14 protein-coding genes are annotated in these 20,475 nt (G+C 72.2%); 4 read left to right on the forward strand and 10 right to left on the reverse strand.

What is annotated here, in order from left to right; all coding sequences use genetic code 11:
• Window positions 1-92: 92 nt before the first annotated feature.
• From AC3ETA_RS31780 to AC3ETA_RS31805, 6 genes are all read right to left on the reverse strand, one after another.
• Window positions 93-1,052, reverse strand: a complete 960-nt coding sequence (locus AC3ETA_RS31780) for a threonine/serine dehydratase family protein (RefSeq protein ID WP_432196338.1) — start codon at window positions 1,050-1,052, stop codon at window positions 93-95.
• 137 nt (window positions 1,053-1,189) lie between these two features.
• Complete coding sequence (locus AC3ETA_RS31785; protein ID WP_432196339.1) at window positions 1,190-2,260, reverse strand: polyprenyl synthetase family protein; 1,071 nt, start codon at window positions 2,258-2,260, stop codon at window positions 1,190-1,192.
• Window positions 2,257-3,309 (reverse strand): tetratricopeptide repeat protein, encoded by a 1,053-nt coding sequence (locus AC3ETA_RS31790; protein WP_432196368.1) that lies wholly within the window; start codon window positions 3,307-3,309, stop codon window positions 2,257-2,259. Before AC3ETA_RS31790 ends, AC3ETA_RS31785 begins: the two co-directional genes overlap by 4 nt.
• A 204-nt stretch (window positions 3,310-3,513) precedes the next feature.
• Window positions 3,514-4,191 carry an AIM24 family protein gene (locus AC3ETA_RS31795; RefSeq protein ID WP_432196340.1) on the reverse strand — a complete coding sequence of 226 codons (678 nt, stop codon included), beginning with the start codon at window positions 4,189-4,191 and terminating at the stop codon, window positions 3,514-3,516.
• Window positions 4,192-4,255: 64 nt separating this feature from the next.
• Window positions 4,256-5,635 (reverse strand): CAP domain-containing protein, encoded by a 1,380-nt coding sequence (locus AC3ETA_RS31800; protein WP_432196341.1) that lies wholly within the window; start codon window positions 5,633-5,635, stop codon window positions 4,256-4,258.
• An 89-nt stretch (window positions 5,636-5,724) separates the two neighbouring features.
• Window positions 5,725-6,960, reverse strand: a complete 1,236-nt coding sequence (locus AC3ETA_RS31805) for a serine hydrolase domain-containing protein (protein WP_432196342.1) — start codon at window positions 6,958-6,960, stop codon at window positions 5,725-5,727.
• Between the two features lie 235 nt (window positions 6,961-7,195).
• Between AC3ETA_RS31805 and AC3ETA_RS31810 the strand changes: the two genes are divergently transcribed.
• The 4 genes from AC3ETA_RS31810 to AC3ETA_RS31825 all read left to right on the forward strand — a co-directional run bounded on the left by AC3ETA_RS31810 (window position 7,196) and on the right by AC3ETA_RS31825 (window position 13,849).
• Window positions 7,196-8,383, forward strand: coding sequence for an ROK family transcriptional regulator (locus tag AC3ETA_RS31810; protein ID WP_432196343.1), 1,188 nt, complete (start codon window positions 7,196-7,198; stop codon window positions 8,381-8,383).
• Between the two features lie 23 nt (window positions 8,384-8,406).
• On the forward strand, window positions 8,407-10,224 hold the full coding sequence (locus AC3ETA_RS31815; RefSeq protein ID WP_432196344.1) for an alpha-galactosidase D: 1,818 nt from the start codon (window positions 8,407-8,409) through the stop codon (window positions 10,222-10,224).
• A gap of 62 nt (window positions 10,225-10,286) precedes the next feature.
• Window positions 10,287-12,662, forward strand: coding sequence for a glycosyl hydrolase family 95 catalytic domain-containing protein (locus AC3ETA_RS31820; protein ID WP_432196345.1), 2,376 nt, complete (start codon window positions 10,287-10,289; stop codon window positions 12,660-12,662).
• Between the two features lie 26 nt (window positions 12,663-12,688).
• Window positions 12,689-13,849: an SGNH/GDSL hydrolase family protein gene (locus AC3ETA_RS31825; protein ID WP_432196369.1), complete on the forward strand. Its 1,161-nt coding sequence runs from the start codon at window positions 12,689-12,691 to the stop codon at window positions 13,847-13,849.
• Window positions 13,850-13,865: 16 nt separating this feature from the next.
• On the opposite strand, the gene AC3ETA_RS31830 is transcribed toward AC3ETA_RS31825, so the two are convergent.
• The 4 genes from AC3ETA_RS31830 to AC3ETA_RS31845 form a co-directional block, all read right to left on the reverse strand.
• Complete coding sequence (locus AC3ETA_RS31830) at window positions 13,866-16,808, reverse strand: ATP-binding protein (protein WP_432196346.1); 2,943 nt, start codon at window positions 16,806-16,808, stop codon at window positions 13,866-13,868.
• A gap of 63 nt (window positions 16,809-16,871) precedes the next feature.
• Window positions 16,872-17,225, reverse strand: a complete 354-nt coding sequence (locus AC3ETA_RS31835) for a UBP-type zinc finger domain-containing protein (RefSeq protein WP_432196347.1) — start codon at window positions 17,223-17,225, stop codon at window positions 16,872-16,874.
• Entirely contained in the window at window positions 17,222-18,661 is a 1,440-nt protein-coding gene (locus AC3ETA_RS31840) for an ATP-binding protein (RefSeq protein ID WP_432196348.1), read from the reverse strand. The genes AC3ETA_RS31835 and AC3ETA_RS31840 overlap by 4 nt, the downstream gene beginning before the upstream one ends.
• Window positions 18,658-20,334: an NAD(P)/FAD-dependent oxidoreductase gene (locus tag AC3ETA_RS31845; protein ID WP_432196349.1), complete on the reverse strand. Its 1,677-nt coding sequence runs from the start codon at window positions 20,332-20,334 to the stop codon at window positions 18,658-18,660. The genes AC3ETA_RS31840 and AC3ETA_RS31845 overlap by 4 nt, the downstream gene beginning before the upstream one ends.
• Window positions 20,335-20,475: the final 141 nt, after the last annotated feature.

A 20,475-nucleotide genomic window follows, 5' to 3' on the forward strand; every position in this document is an offset into this window, starting at 1 on the left:
ACGAAATCCTCAACCAAAGGGCGCTTCTTTTCATTTGCTTTCTGACGCCTGAGTAAGCTGACGAAAAGGCGACGGAATTGGGCTCGAATGCCTCAGTGAAGTCCGAAATCCGTCGCCCAGCGGAGCACGTCGGAGGTCGTCGCGTTGCCTCCGCACACGACCAGCCCGAGCCGGGCGCCGCCCCCGACCCGCTCCAGGACGTGCCGGGCGGCCGGCAGCAGACAGCCCGCGGCCGGCTCGGTCCACACCTTGGCGTGCTCGGCGAGGTCGAGCACGCCCCGTACCGCCTCCCGGTCCGGGACCACGAGCACCTCGTCGACCTGGGCGGACACATGGTCGTACGTCAGCTGCGACACCGTGGGCGCGCTGAGCGTCGACACGATCGACGCGAGCTCCACCGGCACCGGCCCGCCCGCCGCCAGCGCCCGGGACATGGCCTCGGCGCCCTCGGTCTCCACGCCCCAGATCCGCACGTCGGGACGCCGGGCCCGCAGCGCCGCCGCGACCCCGGCGATGAGCCCGCCGCCCCCGACGCTGACGATCACGTCGGTGAGTTCACCGGCGTCTGCGTCCAGCTCGAGACCGACGGTGCCCTGACCGGCGATCACCAAGGGGTCGTCGAAGGGGTGGACGAGGGTCAGCCCCTCGTCCCGCAGCCGGGTCACGAGCGAGAAGGCTCCGGCCATGTCGTCGGTGAGCCGCACGGACGCCCCGGCGTCCTCGGCGATCCGCACGGCGTGCGCGGGCGCCGAGCGCGGCATGACCACCGTGGCCTTCACGTCGAGGACGGCGGCGGTCATCGCCAGGGCGATGCCGTGGTTGCCGCCGCTGACCGCCACCACCCCGGCGGCCCGCTGGTCCTCGCTGAGCGACAGCAGCTTCGCCGTCGCCCCGCGCGCCTTGAACGACCCGGTGCGCTGGAGGAGTTCGAGCTTGGCCGTGACCGGGACGCCGAGCAGGGCGGACAGGCCGGGGCTGGGTACGGTCGGAGTGTGTACGACGCGTCCGGCGATGAGGTCGGCCGCGGCTTCGACGTCCGAGATCCCGATCAAGGCAGTCACCTTTCCGGCGTGGGGCGGGGATCCACGCCGCTGGCACCCTGACGCGCGGGACGCCGCCGGTCAAGCCGGTGTCGCGGGCGGCGGCGCGGCCCCGGAGAAGACCACCGCCGCACACGGGGACCGGGTGCTCACAGATCGCGCCGCACGAGGAAGTCGAGCAGCGAGCGCAGTTCCTCGGCGGGCCCCTCCCGCAGTGGTACGTCCGCCAGGGCCGCCTCCACGGCGGCGACATGACGCCGTGCCTCCGCGAGCGCGGCGGAGCGGCCGCCGGCCTCCTCGATCAGCGCGGCCGCCTCGCCGGGCCCGGCGGCCGACTCCAGCAGTACGGCGAGCCGGCCGGCGAGGGGCGTGTCGAGCGCGGCCAGCACGGGATACGTCTTCTTGCGCTCCCGCAGATCGCCGTGCACCGGTTTGCCGGTGACGGCGGGGTCGCCCCAGATGCCCAGCAGGTCGTCCACGATCTGGAAGGCGATGCCCAGGTGCCGGCCCACGCGGTCGAGCGCGTCGACGGTCGCGGTCGGGGCGCCGCCGAGCAGGGCGCCGAGTGCGGCGGCGCAGCCCAGCAGGGCGCCCGTCTTGTGCTCGGCCATCGTCCGGTACTCGTCCGGCCGCACCCGCTCCGGCCCGGTCCAGGGGCGCGTGGTGAACAGCAGGTCGTCCGCCTGTCCGCGCACCAGGTCCTGCAGGGCCACGGACAGCAGCCGCACCGCCCGGGGGCCCTCCGGTGCCGCGGCGAGCGTCTCGACGGCCAGCGCGAACAGCGCGTCCCCGGCGAGGACGGCCGGTCCGGTGCCGTACGCCTTCCACACCGTGGGGCGGCGGCGCCGTGCCTCGTCGCCGTCCATGATGTCGTCGTGCAGCAGGGAGAAGGCGTGCACCAGCTCCACCGCGACCGCACCGGGCACCGCGGCCCGGCCGGGCGCGCCGGCCGCCTCGGCGCCGAGTACGGCGAGTGCCTGCCGGACGCCCTTGCCGCCGGAGGCCACGGCCGGCGCGCCGCCGACCTCGCACCAGCCGAAGGAGTACGCGGCCATCTCGCCGACCCACGGATGGGTCCGCTCCACGGCCTCCCGCAGCGCGGGCCCCACCAAGGTCCGGCAGCGGTCGAGAACTTCACCGGCGTCCACCGCGAACTGGACCGTCGAGGTGCGCCGGCGGGCGCCGGACGGAGCCCGCAGGGCCGAAGAGGAGCCGGTCATCGGGCGCCCACCGCCTCCGCGCCCGCGTCGATGCCGAACTCCCGCTGGGCCCGTCCCACCATCTCCCGCGCGTGCCGCAGCCCGATCCGCTCCAGCACGTCGGCCAGCTCGGCCAGTTCGGCGGCCGTCTCCGCGCGGTCGCACCCGAGCTGGGCACGCGACTTCGCCAGCCCCAGCCGGGACAGCGCCTCCCCGCGCGGCTCGCTCATCGCCCGGAACTCCGACAGCGCCTGCTCGTACATCGACCGCGCCTCGGTGTAACGCCCGGCCCGGTAGAGGACGTTGCCGCGCATCTTGTGGTTGTAGGCCAGCGCGCTGGACAGCTTCATGGCGCGACACGTGGTCTCCGCATCGGACAGCAGGGCCAGCGCCCGCTCCACGTCGCCGTCGCGCACGGAGACGACGTCGGCGAGCCCGCGCAGCGCCCAGGCGTGGCCGCGGCGGTCCTCGGCGCCCGCGGCGATCTCGGCCGCCTCCTCGAACAGGGAGTACGCGGTGTCGTACGAGCCGGTGTTGCGGTGGATCTGCGCGATGCCCTCCAGCGCCCACACGGTGTGCCGGGCCTCGCCGCGCCGCCGTGCCTCGGCCAGCAGCTGCTCGTGCAGCCGGTGGACGGCCGCGTAGTCGCCCTGGATCCGGCCGGTCTCCGCGAGCCCGGCCAGCGAGTAGCCGCGCACGACGATGTCGCCGCCGTGTTCACCGAGGTCCGCCGCGAGCTGGAGGAGCCGCCGGGCCAGCGGGAACGCGCCGCGCTGGCGGGCCAGCGTGCCGCCGCTCCACAGCGCCCAGGCCATCGCCCCCCGGTCGTCGGCCTCGCGGGCCGCGCGGTAGCTCGCCTTCCAGGCGCGGTCGGCGTCCCCGATCTGCCCCAGCCGGCGGTGCGCCTCGGCGACCGCGAGCCCGGAGCGGGCCGCCTCGCCGTGCTGTCCGGACCGCTCGGCCGCTCTCAACTGCTCGGTGCCGGCGGCCAGCACGTCGGTGAGGGACGCGTTCACGGACAGAGTGGTCAGGGCGCCCTGGTACTCCGGGGCGAATGCCTTGCCGTACATCGATGCCTTTCGATCGATATACACGCCGTGTCTACTCGCTGGGTATACATGGTGCGTATACGTCATCGGTATACATGGTGTGTATAGAGCATTGAGAACCGGCCCTGGCCACATGCTCGGCCAGGGCTTCACCTGTTGTCGATCAAGACGTCGGCAGGGTGGAGTGGGTTGCTCGTGAGGCGCAGATCACCTCGCGGGGACGCTTCAGTGCTGCTGCGGCTTCTGCGGTGTCGCCTCGCTCGGCCGTACGACGACATAGCCCTGACCTTGCAGCATCAGCTGCACGGCCTCACCGGAACCGCCGCGCAGCATCGAGCCGAGGGACTGCGAGCGGTGCAGCGAGGTCTGGAGCCCGGCGGTCCAGCCGACGACCGCGTCGGTGTCGACGTACACGGGGTACTGCTGCGAGACCGGGATGACCAGCGGGTTGCCGTCGCAGATCAGGCCCAGCCGGCCCTGACCGGTGAAGACGCTGTTGAACAGACCGCCGCCGGTGATGCCGGCGCCCTTCACCGTCGCTATCCGGTACGACAGCGAGGCGTCGAAACACAGCACGTTGCGGCCGTTGACCGTGAACTCGTCGCCGGGGTCGACGTCGACGATGAAGCAGTTCTGCGCCTCGTGCGCGAACCAGGCCTCGCCCTGACCGCGCACCGCCATCAGCGGCAGCCCCTCACCGGTCACGGCCCGCTTGAGCATGCCGCCCACGCCCTGGCCCTTGCGCTCGAACTGGAGGTTGCCGCGGTAGGCGACCATGGCGCCCTGGCGGGCGTGCATCTCGCCGTTGACCGCGTACCTGATGCACTTGGCGTTCTCGATCGTCATGCCCGGCGCCGCGGCCGGCTGGACCATGTGCTCGCTGGAAAAGAGGTCACCCTTCATGCGGGCATCGTGTCCCGGACGGCACCGTTCCGCCTAGATCGCGGCGTGTCGCGGCCCCGATTTGTCAGCCGCCGAAGAGTTGTGTCCAGTACGTGCCCGCCGGGCCGCCGCCCGCGAAGCCGATGCCTATGTGGGTGAAGTCGCGCTTGAGGATGTTGGCGCGGTGTCCCGGGCTGTTCATCCAGCCTTCCACGACCTCGGCGGGGGAGCGCTGGCCGCACGCGATGTTCTCGCCGATCGCGCGCATCCGGGAGCCCGCCGCGGCTGCCCGGTCCCACGGCTGGGTCCCCTCGGGCGAGGTGTGGGAGTAGAAGGCACGGGCCGCCATGTCGGCGCTGTAGGACTGCGCGGCCGTGGTCAGCGAGGGATCGGCGGACAGCGGGCGCAGCCCGGCCCTGACCCGTTCCCGGTTGGTCAGGTCGACGACCTCGGCAGCGGTACGGGGCAGATCGCCCGGCGCGAGCGGCCTGGCCCACAGCGCCGTCCAGTACATGTCGCCGGAGCGGCCGCCGCTGACCGACGCCACGGCGGCGTGCGTGAAGGCCGCGTCGTGCAGGGTGCGGCGAGCGCCTTCGGTGCGCAGGCAGTACGCGACGAACTCGGCCGGGGTGCGCGGACCGGAGACCAGGTGCTCGCCGACGGTCGTGTACGCGTATCCGGTGGCGGTGAGGCGCTGGTACACGGAGACGCCGTCGCCGCCCTCGACGCCGAGCCGGCCGGCCGCGGCCATCGCGCAGGCGTGGGCCCGCGCGGCGGAGGCGAGTCGGGAGTCGAGGGCGACGGGCGGCGAACCGACGCCTGCCCGGGCGGAGTTGACCAGCCCCAGGAAGCCGTCCGGATCGAGGGAGGGAAGGTCCGGGACGGTCAGGCCGGCCAGCGTCTGCATCGTGGAGCGTGTCGTGGGCATCGGCGGAACACCGGGCATGGGAGGGACGGCCGTCCGCCCGGCCGGCGAGGGCGTGGCGTCCTCGATCACGTCCACCCCGAAGTCGCGCGCGAGCCCCGCCAGTCCGTCCGCGTACCCGTGCCCGAGGGCCCGCAGCTTCCAGCCGTCGCCGCGCCGGTAGACCTCGGCGAGCAGCAGCACGGTCTCCGGCCCAGGGCGCGGCGGGGCGAACCGGGCGATCGGGCGCCCGCCCGCGTCGGTGACCTGGAGCACCGGTGCGGGCAGCCGGCCCAGGGGAGTGCCGGGGTCGGCCGGGCTGACGACCACCGTGACCCGGGTCGCCCCGGAGCGCAGCCGCGGCGGGTCGACGGTCAGCGTGTCGCCGTGCAGGCGTGCGCCCGGCGCGGACGGCTGGTTGTAGAACACGAAGTCGGCGTCGCCCCGCACCTTGCCGCTGTCGTCGGTGACGAGTGCGGACACGTCGAAGGGGCCGGGCACCCGGACGGTCACGCCGCCGCCCGGGAGGGGCAGGTTGCCCCCGGGGACCAACTCGCTCATCGGGCCGTCCTGGTGGGTCGTTCGGGATCCGGTGGGGATGTCCGCAAAACGCACACCGGATCCCGAGGGTTCCCACCCGACGTGCGACGTCAGTCCTCGTCGTCGAGGTTGAGCGTGTGGTCCGGCGCGATCTCCTCGTGCCGTTCGACGGGCGTCGCGGCGGGCCGCGCCTTCTTCGTCGGCTTGCCGCAGAAGGCGGACTCCAGCGTGCGCAGCATCGTGTTGTGCAGCGTGCCGTTGTTGGAGGCGGTGGCGACCGCGGCCAGGCTGCGCTTGCCGTCCTTGGACGCGAACGCGTAGGAGTAGTAGCCCTGTACGGCGCCGGTGTGGCCGTAGACGGAGACCCCGCACGGCAGATCGCGCCGCCGCAGCCCCAGTCCGTACGCCGTGGTCGTGCCCGCCGGCACCCAGCGCTGCATCTGGGCCAGCTGCGCCTTGGAGGTCAGCCGGCCGCCGAGCAGCGCCGACAGGAAGGTGTTGAGGTCCCGGGTGCTGGAGATGACCGCGCCCGCGCTCTGCGCCCAGGACGCCGTCTGCTCGGTGGCGTCGACGAGCGCCGCGCCCGCGGTGTCCGGGGTGAGATAGCCGCGGGCGTACCGGCCGGGGATCTTCGTGCCGGGGTGCACGTAGAAGGTGTCGGTCAGCATCAGCGGCTCGATGATCCGGTCGCGGTACTCGGTCGCCACCGGGCGCCCGGTCAGCTTCTCGATGAGCATGCCCGCGACGACGAAGTTGGTGTTGGAGTACGAGTACGCCCCGCCCGGCTTGGTGGTCCGCGGCTTGGCCAAGGAGCGGTTCACCAGCTGACGGTAGGTGAAGACCTTCTTGCGGACCGCCTCGAAGCCGGGAACCGTCCGGGCGAACATGTCGTTGGTGTAGTCGTACAGGCCGCTGCGGTGGCTGAGCACATGGCGCACCGTGATGCGCTTGTCGGGCAGCAGCCCCGGCAGATAGCGGTCGACCGGGGCGTCGAGCGTCAGCTTCTTCTCCTCGGCCAGTTGCAGCAGGACGACCGCCGAGAAGACCTTGGTGATGCTGCCGATGCGGAACCGGTCCGAGTTGCTGAGAGCCCGTCCGGTCTTCCGGTCGGCGACGCCGACGGCCGCCCAGTGGACCGTGTCGCGGTCCTGCAGACGCGCCATCGCGCCGGGCGCGCCGTTGCGCTGCGCCGTGCGCAGGACGTTCCACAGACCCGTGACGTCCGGGGCCGGGGCACCGGCCCTCGTGGTGCCGGGCTTCAGGGGTGCGGCCTGCGCGGGGACCGTCAGGAGCGACACGAGGGCCGCCGTCACCGCCGTACCTCTGACCACCGCTGCTGAGACCATGCGGGTTCCTCCCGTTTCCTTCGACGTGCTGCCGATACCGATGTGCTGCCGATACGAGAACGATCATCTGCGTGCGGGGCAACCTTCTCGCATCCCGTCACATCGCCACGGACGACGCACAGTTGGACAGACCTCGATCACCGGGTAGGAGTCCTCGAACGGCCGGATCCGGAGCCCTCGAACGAATCCTGCTTCTTTTATTGACGACAGAAAATAAGCGCTCTAGGTTCCGGTCATGCCCTCGATCCACCGCACCGAGACGTTTCCGGCCAACACGCCGGCCGCCTCGCAGATCTTCACCACCGTCCTCAGTCACGGGCCCCTCACCCGTCTGGAGGTGGCCCGGCGCGCGGGACTGTCCCCGGCGGCCGTCACCAAGGCGGTACGGCCCCTGATAGAGGCCGGCTACCTGGTGGAAGACGTGGACGAGACCGCCCGCCCCGCGCTCGGCCGCCCCGCCAACCCGGTACGGGTCGACGGGGGACGGGCGCTGTTCATCGGCCTGAAAGTGACCGGTGACGAGGTCATCGGCGTGCTCACCGACCTGTGCTGCCGCATCCGCGTCGCCCGCCACGCCCCGCTCCCCGACCGGGAGCCGGGGAGCGTGCTGGCCTCCCTCGCCGAACTCACGGGCACCCTCCTCGCGGAGGCCGGCGAGCTCGGCGTCCCGGTCCTCGGCCTCGGCATCGCCGTCTCCGGAGACGTGGAGCGCGGCGCCGGAGTCGTCCGCTACTCGCCGTTCCTGGAGTGGCGGGACGTGCCCCTCGCCGAACTCGCCGCCACCACCACCGGGTTGCCGGTCACCGTCGACAACGACGTACGGGCCCTCACCGTCGCCGAGCAGTGGTTCGGCGCCGGAGTCGGACTGTCCGACTTCGCCGTGGTGACCGTCGGTGCCGGCATCGGCTGCGGCCTCGTGGTGCACGGCCGGGTCGTCGCCGGGGCGCACGGCGTGGCCGGGGAGATCGGGCACGTGACTGTCGACCCGGCCGGCCCGCCCTGCCACTGCGGCAACCGCGGCTGCGTGGAGGCGATCGCCGGGGACGCCGCGATCGTCCGGCGGATCCGCGAGAGCACCGGTGTCGAGGTCGCCGACACCGCCGAGGCGGCAGCGCTCGCCCACCGGGGGAACGCCGGAGCCCGTGAGGCCTACGCCCGCGCGGGCGAGGCGATCGGCCGGGGCATCGCCACCGTGGCCAACCTGCTCGGACCCGAGCGGGTGATCATCTCCGGCGAGGGCCTCGCCGCCTACGACCTGTTCGCCGAACAGATCCGCGACGCGTTCGCCGCGGCAGCGTTCGGCACCGCCGCCCAGTGCGATGTACAGACCCGCCCACTGCCCTTCGAGGAGTGGGCGCGCGGGGCCGCGGCCACCGCGATCCAGTCCTTCATCCGAGCCGACGACCAGCGCCAGAGCCGCTGAACCAACCCAGGGAGGCCCGACCCATGAGGTCATCCTCGTACTCCGCCATGCCCGCACGCGCCCTGAGAGCCGTGGTGGTCCTGGCCCTCACCGCCGGTGTCACCGCCGCCGTCCCCGCCGCGCAGGCCGAGACCACCACGCCCCCGGCCGCCCCGGCCGGCACCGAAGTGGCCGCCAAGCCCTACATGGGCTGGACCAGCTGGACCATGCAGTCGTCGAGGTACCCGGGCCTCAACCCGAAGGGCGACTACAGCTACCTGTCCGAGGCCAACGTCATCAAGCAGACCGACGCCATGGCCGCCAAGCTCAAGAAGTACGGCTACGAGTACGTCAACATAGACGCCGGCTGGTGGATGGACTGGTCCTGGAAGTCGCGGTTCGACGAGTACGGCCGGCAGAAGGCCGACCCGGTGCGCTTCCCCAGCGGCATGAAGGCCGTCGCCGACCGCATCCACGCCAAGGGCCTGAAAGCCGGCATCTACCTCCCGGTCGGCCTGGAGAAGGGGGCGTACAACGACGGCAAGAACCCCATCTGGAACGCCGAGGGCTGCACCACAGGCGACATCGTCCACGACGACCTGCGCACCACCAACGGCTGGGACAGCGCCTACAAGATCGACTTCTCGGATCCCTGCGCGCAGAAGTACATCGACTCCCAGGCGCAGATGTTCGCCGACTGGGGATACGACTTCCTGAAGCTCGACGGCGTCGGCCCCGGCTCGTTCAAGAACGGCGACAACTACGACAACGTCGCCGACGTCGCCGCCTGGCAGAAGGCCATCAGGACGGCCGGCCGCCCGATCCACCTGGAACTGTCCTGGTCCCTGGATTACGGGCACGTCGCGGACTGGAAGAAGTACTCCAACGGCTGGCGCATCGACACCGACGTCGAGTGCTACTGCAACACCCTGGTCACCTGGGAGAACTCGGTCGACGACCGCTGGGACGACGCCCCCGCCTGGACCGACCACGCCGGCCCCGGCGGCTGGAACGACCTCGACTCCCTCAACGTCGGCAACGGCGAGATGGACGGCCTCACCAGGGCCGAACGACAGAGCTACGCCACCCTCTGGGCCATCGCCAAGTCCCCGCTGTTCACCGGCGACGACCTCACCAGGCTCGACTCCTACGGCCTGTCGCTGCTGACCAACCGCGAGGTCATCGAGATCAACCAGAGCAGCGCCCCGCCCGCCGAGCCGGTCACCGCCTCCGACCCGCAGCAGGTGTGGGCCGCGAAGAACCCCGACGGCACCTACACCGTGGCCCTGTTCAACCTCGCCGACGCACCCGCCTCGGTGACCGCGAACTGGCAGGCCCTCGGCTTCAAGGGCAAGGCCGCCGTGCGCGACGTGTGGAACAAGGAAGGCCTCGGCACCTACACCGACAAGATCACCCAGGCCCTCCCGGCCCACGGCTCCCGCCTGTTCACCGTCACCCCGCGCGGCACCGACCTCGCCTGGACCGCGTACGAGGCCGAAGCCGGCTCCAACACGCTGAGCGGCAACGCCTCCGTGGCCGACTGCTCCGCCTGCTCCGGCGGCAAGAAGGTCGGCAACCTCTACGTCGGCGGCAAGGTCACCGTCAACGACGTCGTGGTGGCCAAGGCCGGCATCTACCAGATCAAGGTCGCCTACGTCAGCGGTGACGCCCGCTCGGTCCTCGTCTCCGCGGGCGACGGCGGCGCCACCTCGCACAAGCTCCCCTCCACCGGTGACTGGGGGACCGTCAACAGCGTCTACGTGCCGGTGAAGCTCAAGGCCGGGACCAACACCGTCACCTTCGACAGCGGCACCGGCTACGCGCCGGACATCGACCGGATCGACGTACCGAAGTCCCTCTGATCTCCCCCCGCCGGGGCCCGGCCGCGCGCCGGGCCCCGGCCCGGACGACCCCGGAGCCGCACATGGACACCAGCCCGAACGAGCCGAGCAGAAGAACCGTCCTCTCCCTCGCCACCACCGCGGGCCTCACCGCCGCCCTCGGCACGCTGCCCGCCTTCACCGCCACCGCCGCACCCGCCCGCCCCGCCGAAGTCCCGCTGCCCGCCGACGCCGCACGCCACCGGCTGTGGTGGCAGGCACCGGGCGACAAGGGCTCGCTCATCGAACAGGGCCTGCCCGTCGGCAACGGCCGCATCGGCGCCCTCGCGAGCAACGACCCCGGCCGCGAACTCCTCCTGATCACCGACGCCACCATGTGGACCGGCGGCCTCAACGACACCCTCGACCAGGACGGCCAGTTCCCCTACGGCCGCGACGACTTCGGCTCGTTCACCCTGCTGGCCGAGCTCACCGTCGACATCCCCGACCACGACCTCGGCGGCGTGAGCGGCTACCGTCGCACGCTCGACCTCGCCCAGGGCCTGGTCACCAGCTCCTACGTCCGCTCCGGCATCACCTACCGGCGGGAGCTGTACGCCAGCCGGCCCGACGACGTCATCGTGCTGCGCTTCACCCAGAGCGGCGGCGGCCGCTACACCGGCACCATCACCCTCACCGGCACCCACGGCGAACACCCCACCGCCGCCGACTCCTTCGCCGCGACCCTCCCCAACGGCCTGCGCTACGGTGCCGCCGTCAAAGCCCGCGGCACCGGAGGCAAGGTCACCGTCGACGGGACCCGCATCGACTTCACCGGCTGCAAGGACCTCACCGTCGTGGTCACCGCCGGAACCAACTACGCGCCCGATGCCGGTTCCGGCTTCCGCGACCCCTCGCTCGACCCCGAGCGACTCGCCCGCACGAAGGTCCGCGCCACCGCCGCGGAGTCCGCCGACGCCCTGCGGCGCACGCATGTCGCCGACTACCGCACCCTGTACGGACGATTCGGCCTCTCCCTCGGCACGTCCTCCGCCGAGCAGCGCGAACTCGACACCTGGGAGCGCCTGCACGCCCGCAGCCGTGACCCCGAGCCCGATCCCGAACTGGAGGCGGCCTACCTGCAGTTCGGCCGCTACCTGATGATCTGCGGCTCCCGCGGCAGCCTCCCGCTGGGCCTGCAGGGCCTGTGGCTGGACGGCAACGACCCGGACTGGATGGGCGACTACCACACCGACATCAACATCCAGATGAATTACTGGATGGCCGACCGCACGGGCCTGTCCCCGTGCTTCGACGCCTTCACCGACTACTGCGTCGCCCAGCTGCCGTCCTGGAACGACCTCACCCGCCGCCTGTACAACGACCCGCGCAACCGCTACCGCAACTCCAGCGGCAGGAACGCCGGCTGGGCCGTCGCCTTCTCCACCAACCCCTACGGCGGCAGCGGCTGGTGGTGGCACCCGGCGGGCAACGCCTGGCTGTGCACCACCCTGTGGGAGCACTACGAGTACACCGGCTCGCGCGAGTACCTGGCGAAGATCTACCCCCTCCTCAAGGGCGCCTGCGAGTTCTGGGAGGCGCGACTGCTCACCATCACCCTCCCCGGCACCTCCAAGGAGGTGCTCGTCGACGACAGCGACTGGTCCCCGGAACACGGCCCGCAGGACGCCAAGGGCATCACCTATGCTCAGGAAGTCGTGTGGACACTGTTCGGGAACTACTGCACCGCGGCCGCCGAGCTCCGGCGGGACGCAGGCTTCGCGGACACCGTCGCCGCACTGCGCAGAAAGCTGTACCTGCCGCACGTCAGCCCTGCCAGCGGCTGGCTGGAGGAGTGGATGTCGTCGGACAACCTGGGAGAGACCACGCACCGCCACCTGTCCCCGCTGATCAACCTGTTCCCGGGCGACCGCATCCGCCCCGACGGATCCACCCCGGCCGACCTCGTCGCCGGTGCCACCGCGCTGCTCACCGCACGCGGCATGGAGAGCTTCGGCTGGGCCAACGCCTGGCGCAGCCTGTGCTGGGCCCGCCTCAAGAACGCCGGCAACGCCTACCAGCTCATCGTCAACAACCTCCGCCCCTCCACCGACGGCAGCAACGGCACGGCCTTCAACCTCTTCGACATCTACGAGGTGGAGCGCGGCCGGGGCATCTTCCAGATCGACGCCAACTTCGGCACCCCCGCCGCCATGGTCGAGATGCTGGTGTACTCCCGGCCCGGACACGTCGAACTCCTCCCGGCCCTCCCGGACGCCTGGGCCGCATCGGGCTTCGTCGAGGGCGTCCCCGTGCGCGGCGGCTTCGAGGCCGACCTGCACTGGCGGGACGGCAAGCCGACCGAGGCGCGGATCCGCAGCGTCGGCGGCCGCACCACGACGGTCGCCCACGGCAAGGACTCCCGCACGGTCTCGCTGCGGCCCGGCCAGTCCGTGACCCTGAAGGACTTCGCCCGGTGAGATCCAAACTGCCCCTGGCCGCTGTCCTGTTCACGGTCGTCGCCTGCCAGTCCGCGCCCGGCGAGGCGACCGGCGGCCCGAGCGGCGTCGTCACCTGGGCGGCGAGCGCGGACCGGCTGGGCGACGGTGTCGCAGGCCGCAGCTACCGGCTCGTCGTGCACACCAGCGTCGGCGGCACCGGCGTCCGGGTCCGGCTCTCCAACGCCTTCGGCGACCGGCCGATCACCTTCGACAGCGCCTACGCGGGCCTCCAGAAGCAGGGCGCCGAACTGCGGCCGGGCACCAACCGGCGCCTGGCCTTCGGCGGCGAGCGCACCGTGACCGTGCCGGCCGGCGCCACCGTGTGGAGCGACCCGCTGCCCGGGAAGCTGCCCACCGCGTCCAACCTCGTGGTCAGCCTGCACAGCCCGGACGCGGCCGGCCCGGCGAGCGGGCACTGGATGGCGCTGCAGACGTCGTACGCCACCCAGGGCGACCACACCGCCGAGGACAGCGGCACCGCCTGGACCATCCCGACCGGGTCCTGGTTCTACCTCGACGCCGTCTCCGTGCAGGCCCCCAAGGGCACCGGCGCCGTGGTCGCCCTCGGCGACTCCATCACCGACGGCTGGCAGTCGACCTTTGATGTGAACCGCCGCTGGCCCGACTACCTCGCCCGTCGGCTCCAGAAGTCGGACACCGCGGTCAAGGGCGTCGCCAACGAGGGGATCTCCGGGAACCAGGTCCTCGCGGACGGCGCCGGTCAGAGCTCCCTGAACCGGCTGGAGCGCGACGTGCTGTCCCAGCCGGGCGTGCGGACCGTGTTCCTCTTCCAGGGCGTCAACGACATCAAGGCCCACACCGGCGTCACGGCCGACGACCTCATCGAGGGCTACCGCGAGATCGTCGACCGGGCGCACGCGGCCGGCAAGTGCGTCGTCGGCGCGACCGTCGGCCCGTTCAAGGGCTGGCACGAATGGGACCAGGCCGGCGAGGCCGTACGCCAGGAGGTCAACACCTTCATCCGCACCAGCGGCGAGTTCGACGCCGTCACCGACTTCGACCGCATCCTGCGCAGCCCCTACGACCAGGAGAAGATGCTGCCCGCCCTCGACGGCGGCGACCACATACACCCCAACGACAAGGGCATGCAGGCGATGGCCGACGCCGTCGACCTGACCGCCCTGGACTGCGACCCCACCGGCTGATCCGCGCGACGGCGGGTCAGCCCACCGTCTCCTCACGGGTGATCAGACCCTCCCGATAGGCGACCGCGACCGCCTCGGTACGGCTCGCGGCGCCCAGCTTGGCGAGGATGTTGGAGACATGGACGCTCGCCGTCTTGCCGGTGATGTACAGCTCCTCGCCGATCTGCCGGTTGCTGCGGCCGACGGCGAGGAGCCGCAGGACGTCCTGCTCGCGGGCCGTGAGCGGCGAGGAACCGTCGGCGCGGGCCTCCGCCAGACGACCGCGGCGGATCAGCGCGTCCACCCGCTCCAGCAGCGGTGTCGCACCGAGCCGGGCCGCCGTCTCCCGGGCGGCCCGGGCCTCGGCACCCGCGGCCTCACGGTCGTCCGCCACCAGCAGGGCCTCGGCGTGCCGCAGCCTGCACCGGGCCCGCTCGTAGTCGTCGCCGTAGTCGAACGCGGCCACCGCCCTCGCCCATGCCTCCGCGTCCGGCCCGCGCACGGCCCGCGTCCACTCCGCCTCCGCACGAGCCAGCCACGCCATGCCCTCCGGGCCCTGCGGTACGCCGACCTCATCGCGTACGGCCGCCGTCCGCGCCTGCTCGACCAGTTCGGTCGCCGTGTCCGCCCAGCCGCGGGCACCCTCCTCGTCACCGGTCAGGCGCAGTGCGGCGGCCCGGTCGGCGACCGCGGACAGGGCGAGGGCGGCCAGCCGGACCGTGACGTCGGGCAGCCTGCCCAAGTCGTCGGTGAGAGCAGCGACGGCGGTCCCCATCCGCTCCACCGCCTCCTCCGCGTCACCGCGCAGCGCGGCGGCGTCGGTCAGCGCGATGCCCGCGACGAGCGTGCCCATCCAGTCGAACGGCCCCTTGAGCAGGGCGGCGGCGCGTTCGGCGGTCCGCAGATCGCCGCGCGCGAGGGCGACGTACAGCGCCGGACCGGCCGTGAAGCCGCCCGCCGCGGGCAGCACCTCGGCGTCGGCAGATGCCACGCTCAGGCACTCGTCCCAGCGGCCCAGCGCGTACAGCACCAGCAGCCGCAGATAGCGCATCTCCAGCGGATACGGCGAGGACAGCAGTCCCGCACGCCGGGCCCGGTCGAGGCCCTCCGCCAGCCATGGCAGGCACTCCTGAAGGTCACCGGACTCGAAGGAGCCGACGGCGAGGTTGAACAGGGCCCGCATCTCCACCGGCCCGTTCCCCGACGTCCTCGCCAGCTCCCGGGCCTCCCGCAGCCGTTCCCGGCCCCGCGGCGTGCGCCGGCCGCCGGCCTCCAGCGCGGCCAGCGAGATCAGCAGATCCGCCTGGGCATCCGTCACCCCCAGCTCCTCCGCGGTGCGCAGGGCCTCACGGGCGATCCGCAGCGCGGTCTCGTCCTCGCCGACCTGGCGTGCGGCCATGACATGCGTGGCAGCCGCCCACACCCACGTCCGCGACGGGGGGTCCGCCGGGATCAGGGCGAGCGCCTCACTGCTGTAGGCGTAGGCGGCGGTCAGGCTGTCCACGCCGAGCAGATTGCCGGCGAGGGTGTAGCGGACCCGGGCGGCGAGCTCGGCGTCCGTGTCCTGGCCGACGCCCGCGAGCGCGGAACGGGTCAGGGAGACCGCCCGGTGCGACTCACCGGCGTGCGCGGCCGCGGCCGAAGCGCGCAGCGTGAGGGTCACCCGGTCGTTGCCCTCGCCCGAGGGCCGCGCCGCCGGCTCCACCGACGACCACAGGTCGAGCGCGGTCTCCAGATGCCGCAGCTCCTCCGCCGGAGCGCCGACCCGGTGCGCGTGCGAGGCGGCCTCCAGCGAGGCGGCGAGGGCCTCGGCCAGGTCGTGGCTCTCCCGGTAGTGGTGCGCGCGCTCCGCAGCCGTCTCCTCCGGCCGGCCGCGCCCCGCGAGCAGCCGGGCGAACGCGCCGTGCAGCCGGGCCCGTTCACCGGGCAGCAGATCGGCGTACACCGCCTCGCGGGCCAGCGCGTGCCGGAACGCGTACGTGTCACCGGCGCCCGGCACCAGCAACTGCCGCCCCACGGCCTCGCGCAGCGCCGACTCCAGCTCGTCCTCCGGGATCCCCACGGCACCCCGCAGCAGCTCGTGCTCGACACGCCGCCCGGCGACCGCGGCCGTACGCAGCACCTGCTGAGCGGTGTCGGAGAGCTGCTCGAACCGGATCAGGAGGACGTCGGCCAGCCCGCTGGGCACCCCGCCCGCCTCCGTGTCCGTGGCGGCGACCAGCTCCTCGGCGTAGAAGGCGTTGCCCTCGGCCCGCTCCACGATCCGCCGCACGGTCGTGTCGGGGAGCGGCTGTTCCTGCACGGCCCGCACCAGCCGTGCCACCTCGGCGTCGGCCATGGGCCGCAGCTCCAGACGCTCGACCGCGGGGAGCCGTACCAGCTCGGCGAGGAGCGGCCGCAGCGGATGGCGTCGATGCAGGTCGTCCGCGCGGTAGGACGCGAACACGGCCAGCCGGTGTCCTGGCGCCGCACCGGCAGCCCGCTGGAGGATGCCCCGGCTCAGCAGGAACCGCAGCAGGTCCCGCGACGACTGGTCGGCCCAGTGCAGGTCCTCCAGGACGAGCAGCACCGGCGTGATCTCCGACAGGTCGGCCAGCAGCCCGGCGATGCCCTCGAACAGCCGCAACCGGTCGCTCACGGCGTCCGTGCCACCGCCCAGCAACCGGCCCACGACCGGATGCCCTTCGAGGACGCCCGCGAACCGCTCGTCACCCGCGAGCACCCCGAGGACCTCGGTGAACGGCAGATACGGCAGCCCGACGTCGCCCAGGTCGACACAGTGCCCGGTCAGCACGGTCATCCCGTCCGCCGCGGCCCGTCCGGCGACCTCGTCGAGCACCCGGGTCTTGCCCACTCCGGCGTCCCCGGCGACGAGAACACCCTGTGCTTCTCCGGAACGGGCACGCTCCAGTACCGCGGAGAGCCGGGCGAGTTCGACGTCCCGCCCGATGAGCGGAGTGCTGAAGGAGGCCTGTGACATGCAGACATCCTGTCACTGTGGCAACCTCAGGGGCGCGGGGCTGTAGCTGAAAGCCGCGAGCCGTCAGGCGCGCAACGTCTTCGCCCAGTCCGCCGGAACCCGCCCCGCCGGCCCCGGCGTCGGCTGGTCCGCCGGATGGCTCGCCGGGGGAGCCAGCTCGGGCCCCGACTCGAACATCTCGTTGGTGTCGTAGTTCCAGTACCAGGCCTCACCCGGCTCGAAGCTCTGCACCAACGGGTGCCCGGTGTCGCGGAAGTGTGCCGTCGCGTGCTTCGCGGGGGAGCTGTCGCAGCAGCCCACGTGCCCGCACTGCGCACACCGGCGCAGATGGAACCACCAACCGCCGGCCTCGTCGCACTCGCTGCAGCCGCTGCCGCTCGGCGCCGCGCCGGGATCGATGCCGTTCGCGCTGGTCATGAAGCCTCCTCGGACGTGAACGGAAGGAGCACCTGGAAACGGGTGTCGCCCGGCTCGGACTCCACCTGGATCGTGCCGTGATGCTTGTTGGTCACGATCCGCCAGGAGATGTCGAGGCCGAGCCCGGTGCCCTCGCCCACGGGCTTGGTCGTGAAGAAGGGGTCGAAGATCCGCCCCCGGTTCTCCGCCGGGATCCCCACCCCCGTGTCGCGGAACTCCACCAGCAGCCGGTCGTGATCCGACGCCGTGCGCACGGTCAGTGTCCCTTCGCCGCCCGCGCTGTTGATCGCCGCGACCGCGTTGTCGATCAGGTTCGTCCAGACCTGGTTGAGCTCCGCCGGGTACGCCGGGACCTTCGGCAGCGTGCGGTCGTAGTCCTTGACGACGTCGATCCGCTGCCCGATCTTGCCCGACAGCATCAGCAGGGTGCTGTCCAGGAGTTCGTGCACATCGGCGTTCTGGAAGGGCGCGCGGTCGAGCTGGGAGTACTGCTTGGCGGCGTCGACGAGGTGCGAGATGCGCGTGGTCGAGTCGTTGATCTCGTCCATCAACAGTTCGGTCTCGACGGTGTAGTTGAGCCACCCGATCGCGTTCGGCAGGATCTCACCGTCCACCGCCGCCGCGACCTGGTCCAGCCAGTCCACGTCGATACCGGCCTGGACGAAGGTGGGCGCGATCCGCCAGCCCTCCGGGATGTCGTGGTCGTCGAGCCAGTCGGTGACCGCGTCCTCCCGGTCGGCGGCCTCCAGCGGACTGAGCGTGGGCGCCTTGGCGACCCGCTCGGCGGTGCGTTCCTGGAGATCGATGAGGTTCGCCATCACCTCGGGGGAGTACGAACCCTGGGCGATGATCGCCAGCTTGTGCCGCATCTTGCCGACCCGCTCGCGCAGCGTCGCGGTCGCGCGTACGGCCGCCGCGGCGGGGTTGTTGAGCTCGTGTGTGAGCCCGGCGGACAACGAGCCGAGCGCGAGGAGCCGTTCGCGCTGCCCGATGGCCTGCTGGGTGCTCTTCGAACCGAAGAACAGGCCCTCCAGCAGATGCACCGCCATCGGGAACCACTCCTGCATGATGTCGGCGAACGTGTCCGCGGGCAGCACGAAGAACCGCGTCGGCTCGGTGACGCGCATGGAGTTGTTGTACACCTGCCGGACCCGGTCGCCCAGGTACGCCTGCATCGACCCGGCGTACACCCCGCGCTGGGACGTCCGGGTCACCTCCACATCGTCCCCGCCGACCCTGCGGTACAGCACGACCGTGCCCTCGATCATCACGTAGAAGCAGGTCGCCGGGTCACCCTCGGTGTACACGGGCCCGGGCTCGAACCGTTCCACCCGGCCCTCGCCGCACAGCCGGCCGAGCTGCTCGGGCGTCAGCTTCTCGAACAGGAACAGCGAGCCGATCTCGGCGGGCTCGCACGGAATCAACTGCCCGCTCATGACTGCTCCAGATAGCGGTGGACGAGCATCACGGCCATGGCTCCCTCTCCGACGGCGGACGCGACACGCTTGGCGGACTCGGAGCGCGCGTCGCCCGCCACGAACACGCCGGGGACATTGGTCTCCAGGTGGTACGGCGGCCGGTCCAGCTCCCAGCCGGACGGCGGCCGCCCGTCGGCGGTGAGGTCGGGCCCCGCCAGGATGAACCCGCGCTCGTCCCGCAGCACCGTCGCATCCAGCCAGTCCGTCAGCGGGGCCGCTCCGATGAACACGAACATCCACTGGGCGTCGACGCTCTCGGTCCGCCCGCTGTCCATGTCGCGCAGCGTGAGCTGCTCCAGATGGCCGGCTCCGTGCGCGGACTCGACGACGGTCCGGGGGCGCACCGAGATGTTCGGCGACTCCTCGATCTGCTGGACCAGGTAGTGCGACATGGACGCCGACAGCGACGCCCCGCGCACCAGCAGTGTCACGGACTTCGCGCCCCGCGACAGATACATCGCCGCCTGCCCCGCGGAGTTGGCGCCGCCGACGATGTACACGTCCTGGCCCTGGCACGCGGGTGCCTCGGTGAGCGCGGATCCGTAGTACACGCCGCAGCCCGTGAGGTCCTCGCAGCCCGGCGCCTGCAACTGCCGGTAGGACACGCCGGTCGCGAGGATCACGCTGTGCGCGGCGACCGCCGACCCGTCGGAGAACCGTACGATCCGGGCGGCGCCGCTGACCTCCAGCCCTGTCACCTCGCGCGCGGTGAGGATCTCGGCGCCGAACTTGGCCGCCTGCCGCCGGGCCCGGTCGGTGAGCTGGGCGCCCGACACGCCGTCCGGGAAGCCGAGGTAGTTCTCGATGCGGGAACTCTGCCCGGCCTGCCCGCCGGTCGCCGACCGCTCCACCAGCACGGTCCGCAGGCCCTCCGACGCCCCGTACACGGCGGCGCCGAGCCCGGCGGGACCGCCGCCGATGACGACCAGGTCGTAGAAGTCGGCCGTCGGTGTCGTGGCCAGCCCGACCCTCGCCGCCAGCTCGGGTGCCTCCGGCGCCACCAGGGGCGTCCCGTCGGGCGTGACCACCAGCGGCAGCCGCTGTCCGTCGTGCCCGGCGGCGGCCAGCAGCCGCTGTCCCTCGGGCTCCTCGGCTGAGTACCAGCGGTAGGGCACCTGGTTGCGGGCCAGGAACTCGCGCACCTCCGAGGAGCGCGCCGACCAGCGGTGTCCGACCACCTTGGTGCTGGGCACCGGCCGGTAGTCGCTGCGCCGCCACGCCTCCAGCAGGTCGTCGAGGACCGGGTAGAGCTTCTCCTCCGGCGGGTCCCAGGGCTTGAGGAGGTAGTGGTCGAGGTCGACGACGTTGATCGCGTCGATCGCCGCGCTCGTGTCCGCGTACGCGGTCAGCAGCACCCGCCGCGCACCCGGGTACACGTCCAGGGCCTGTTCCAGGAACTCGATGCCGTTCATCTGCGGCATGCGGTAGTCGGCCAGGATCACCGCGACGAGGTCGCCGCGCAGCTTCAGCTCGCGCAGCGCCTCCAGCGCGGACTCGCCGGACTCCGCGCGCACGATCCGGTGCGACTCGCCGTAGCGCCGCCGCAGATCGCGGGCGACCGCCCGGGAGACTCCGGGATCGTCGTCCACGGTCAGGATGACGGTCCGCGCTGCCTCGGCGGCCTGTGTCATACGTCTCCCACCCCGAGAGTCCGGTGTCAGGGCACGGTTTCGCCGTCGGCACCGGCCCGGTCCTGCCCATCGTATGTTCGATCGCCCCGCTCCGCGCGGGTATGCCGGACCCTGCCGGTGTCAGCCACCGGCCTGCCGGGG

The sequence above is a fragment of the Streptomyces sp. bgisy027 genome (assembly GCF_057710365.1).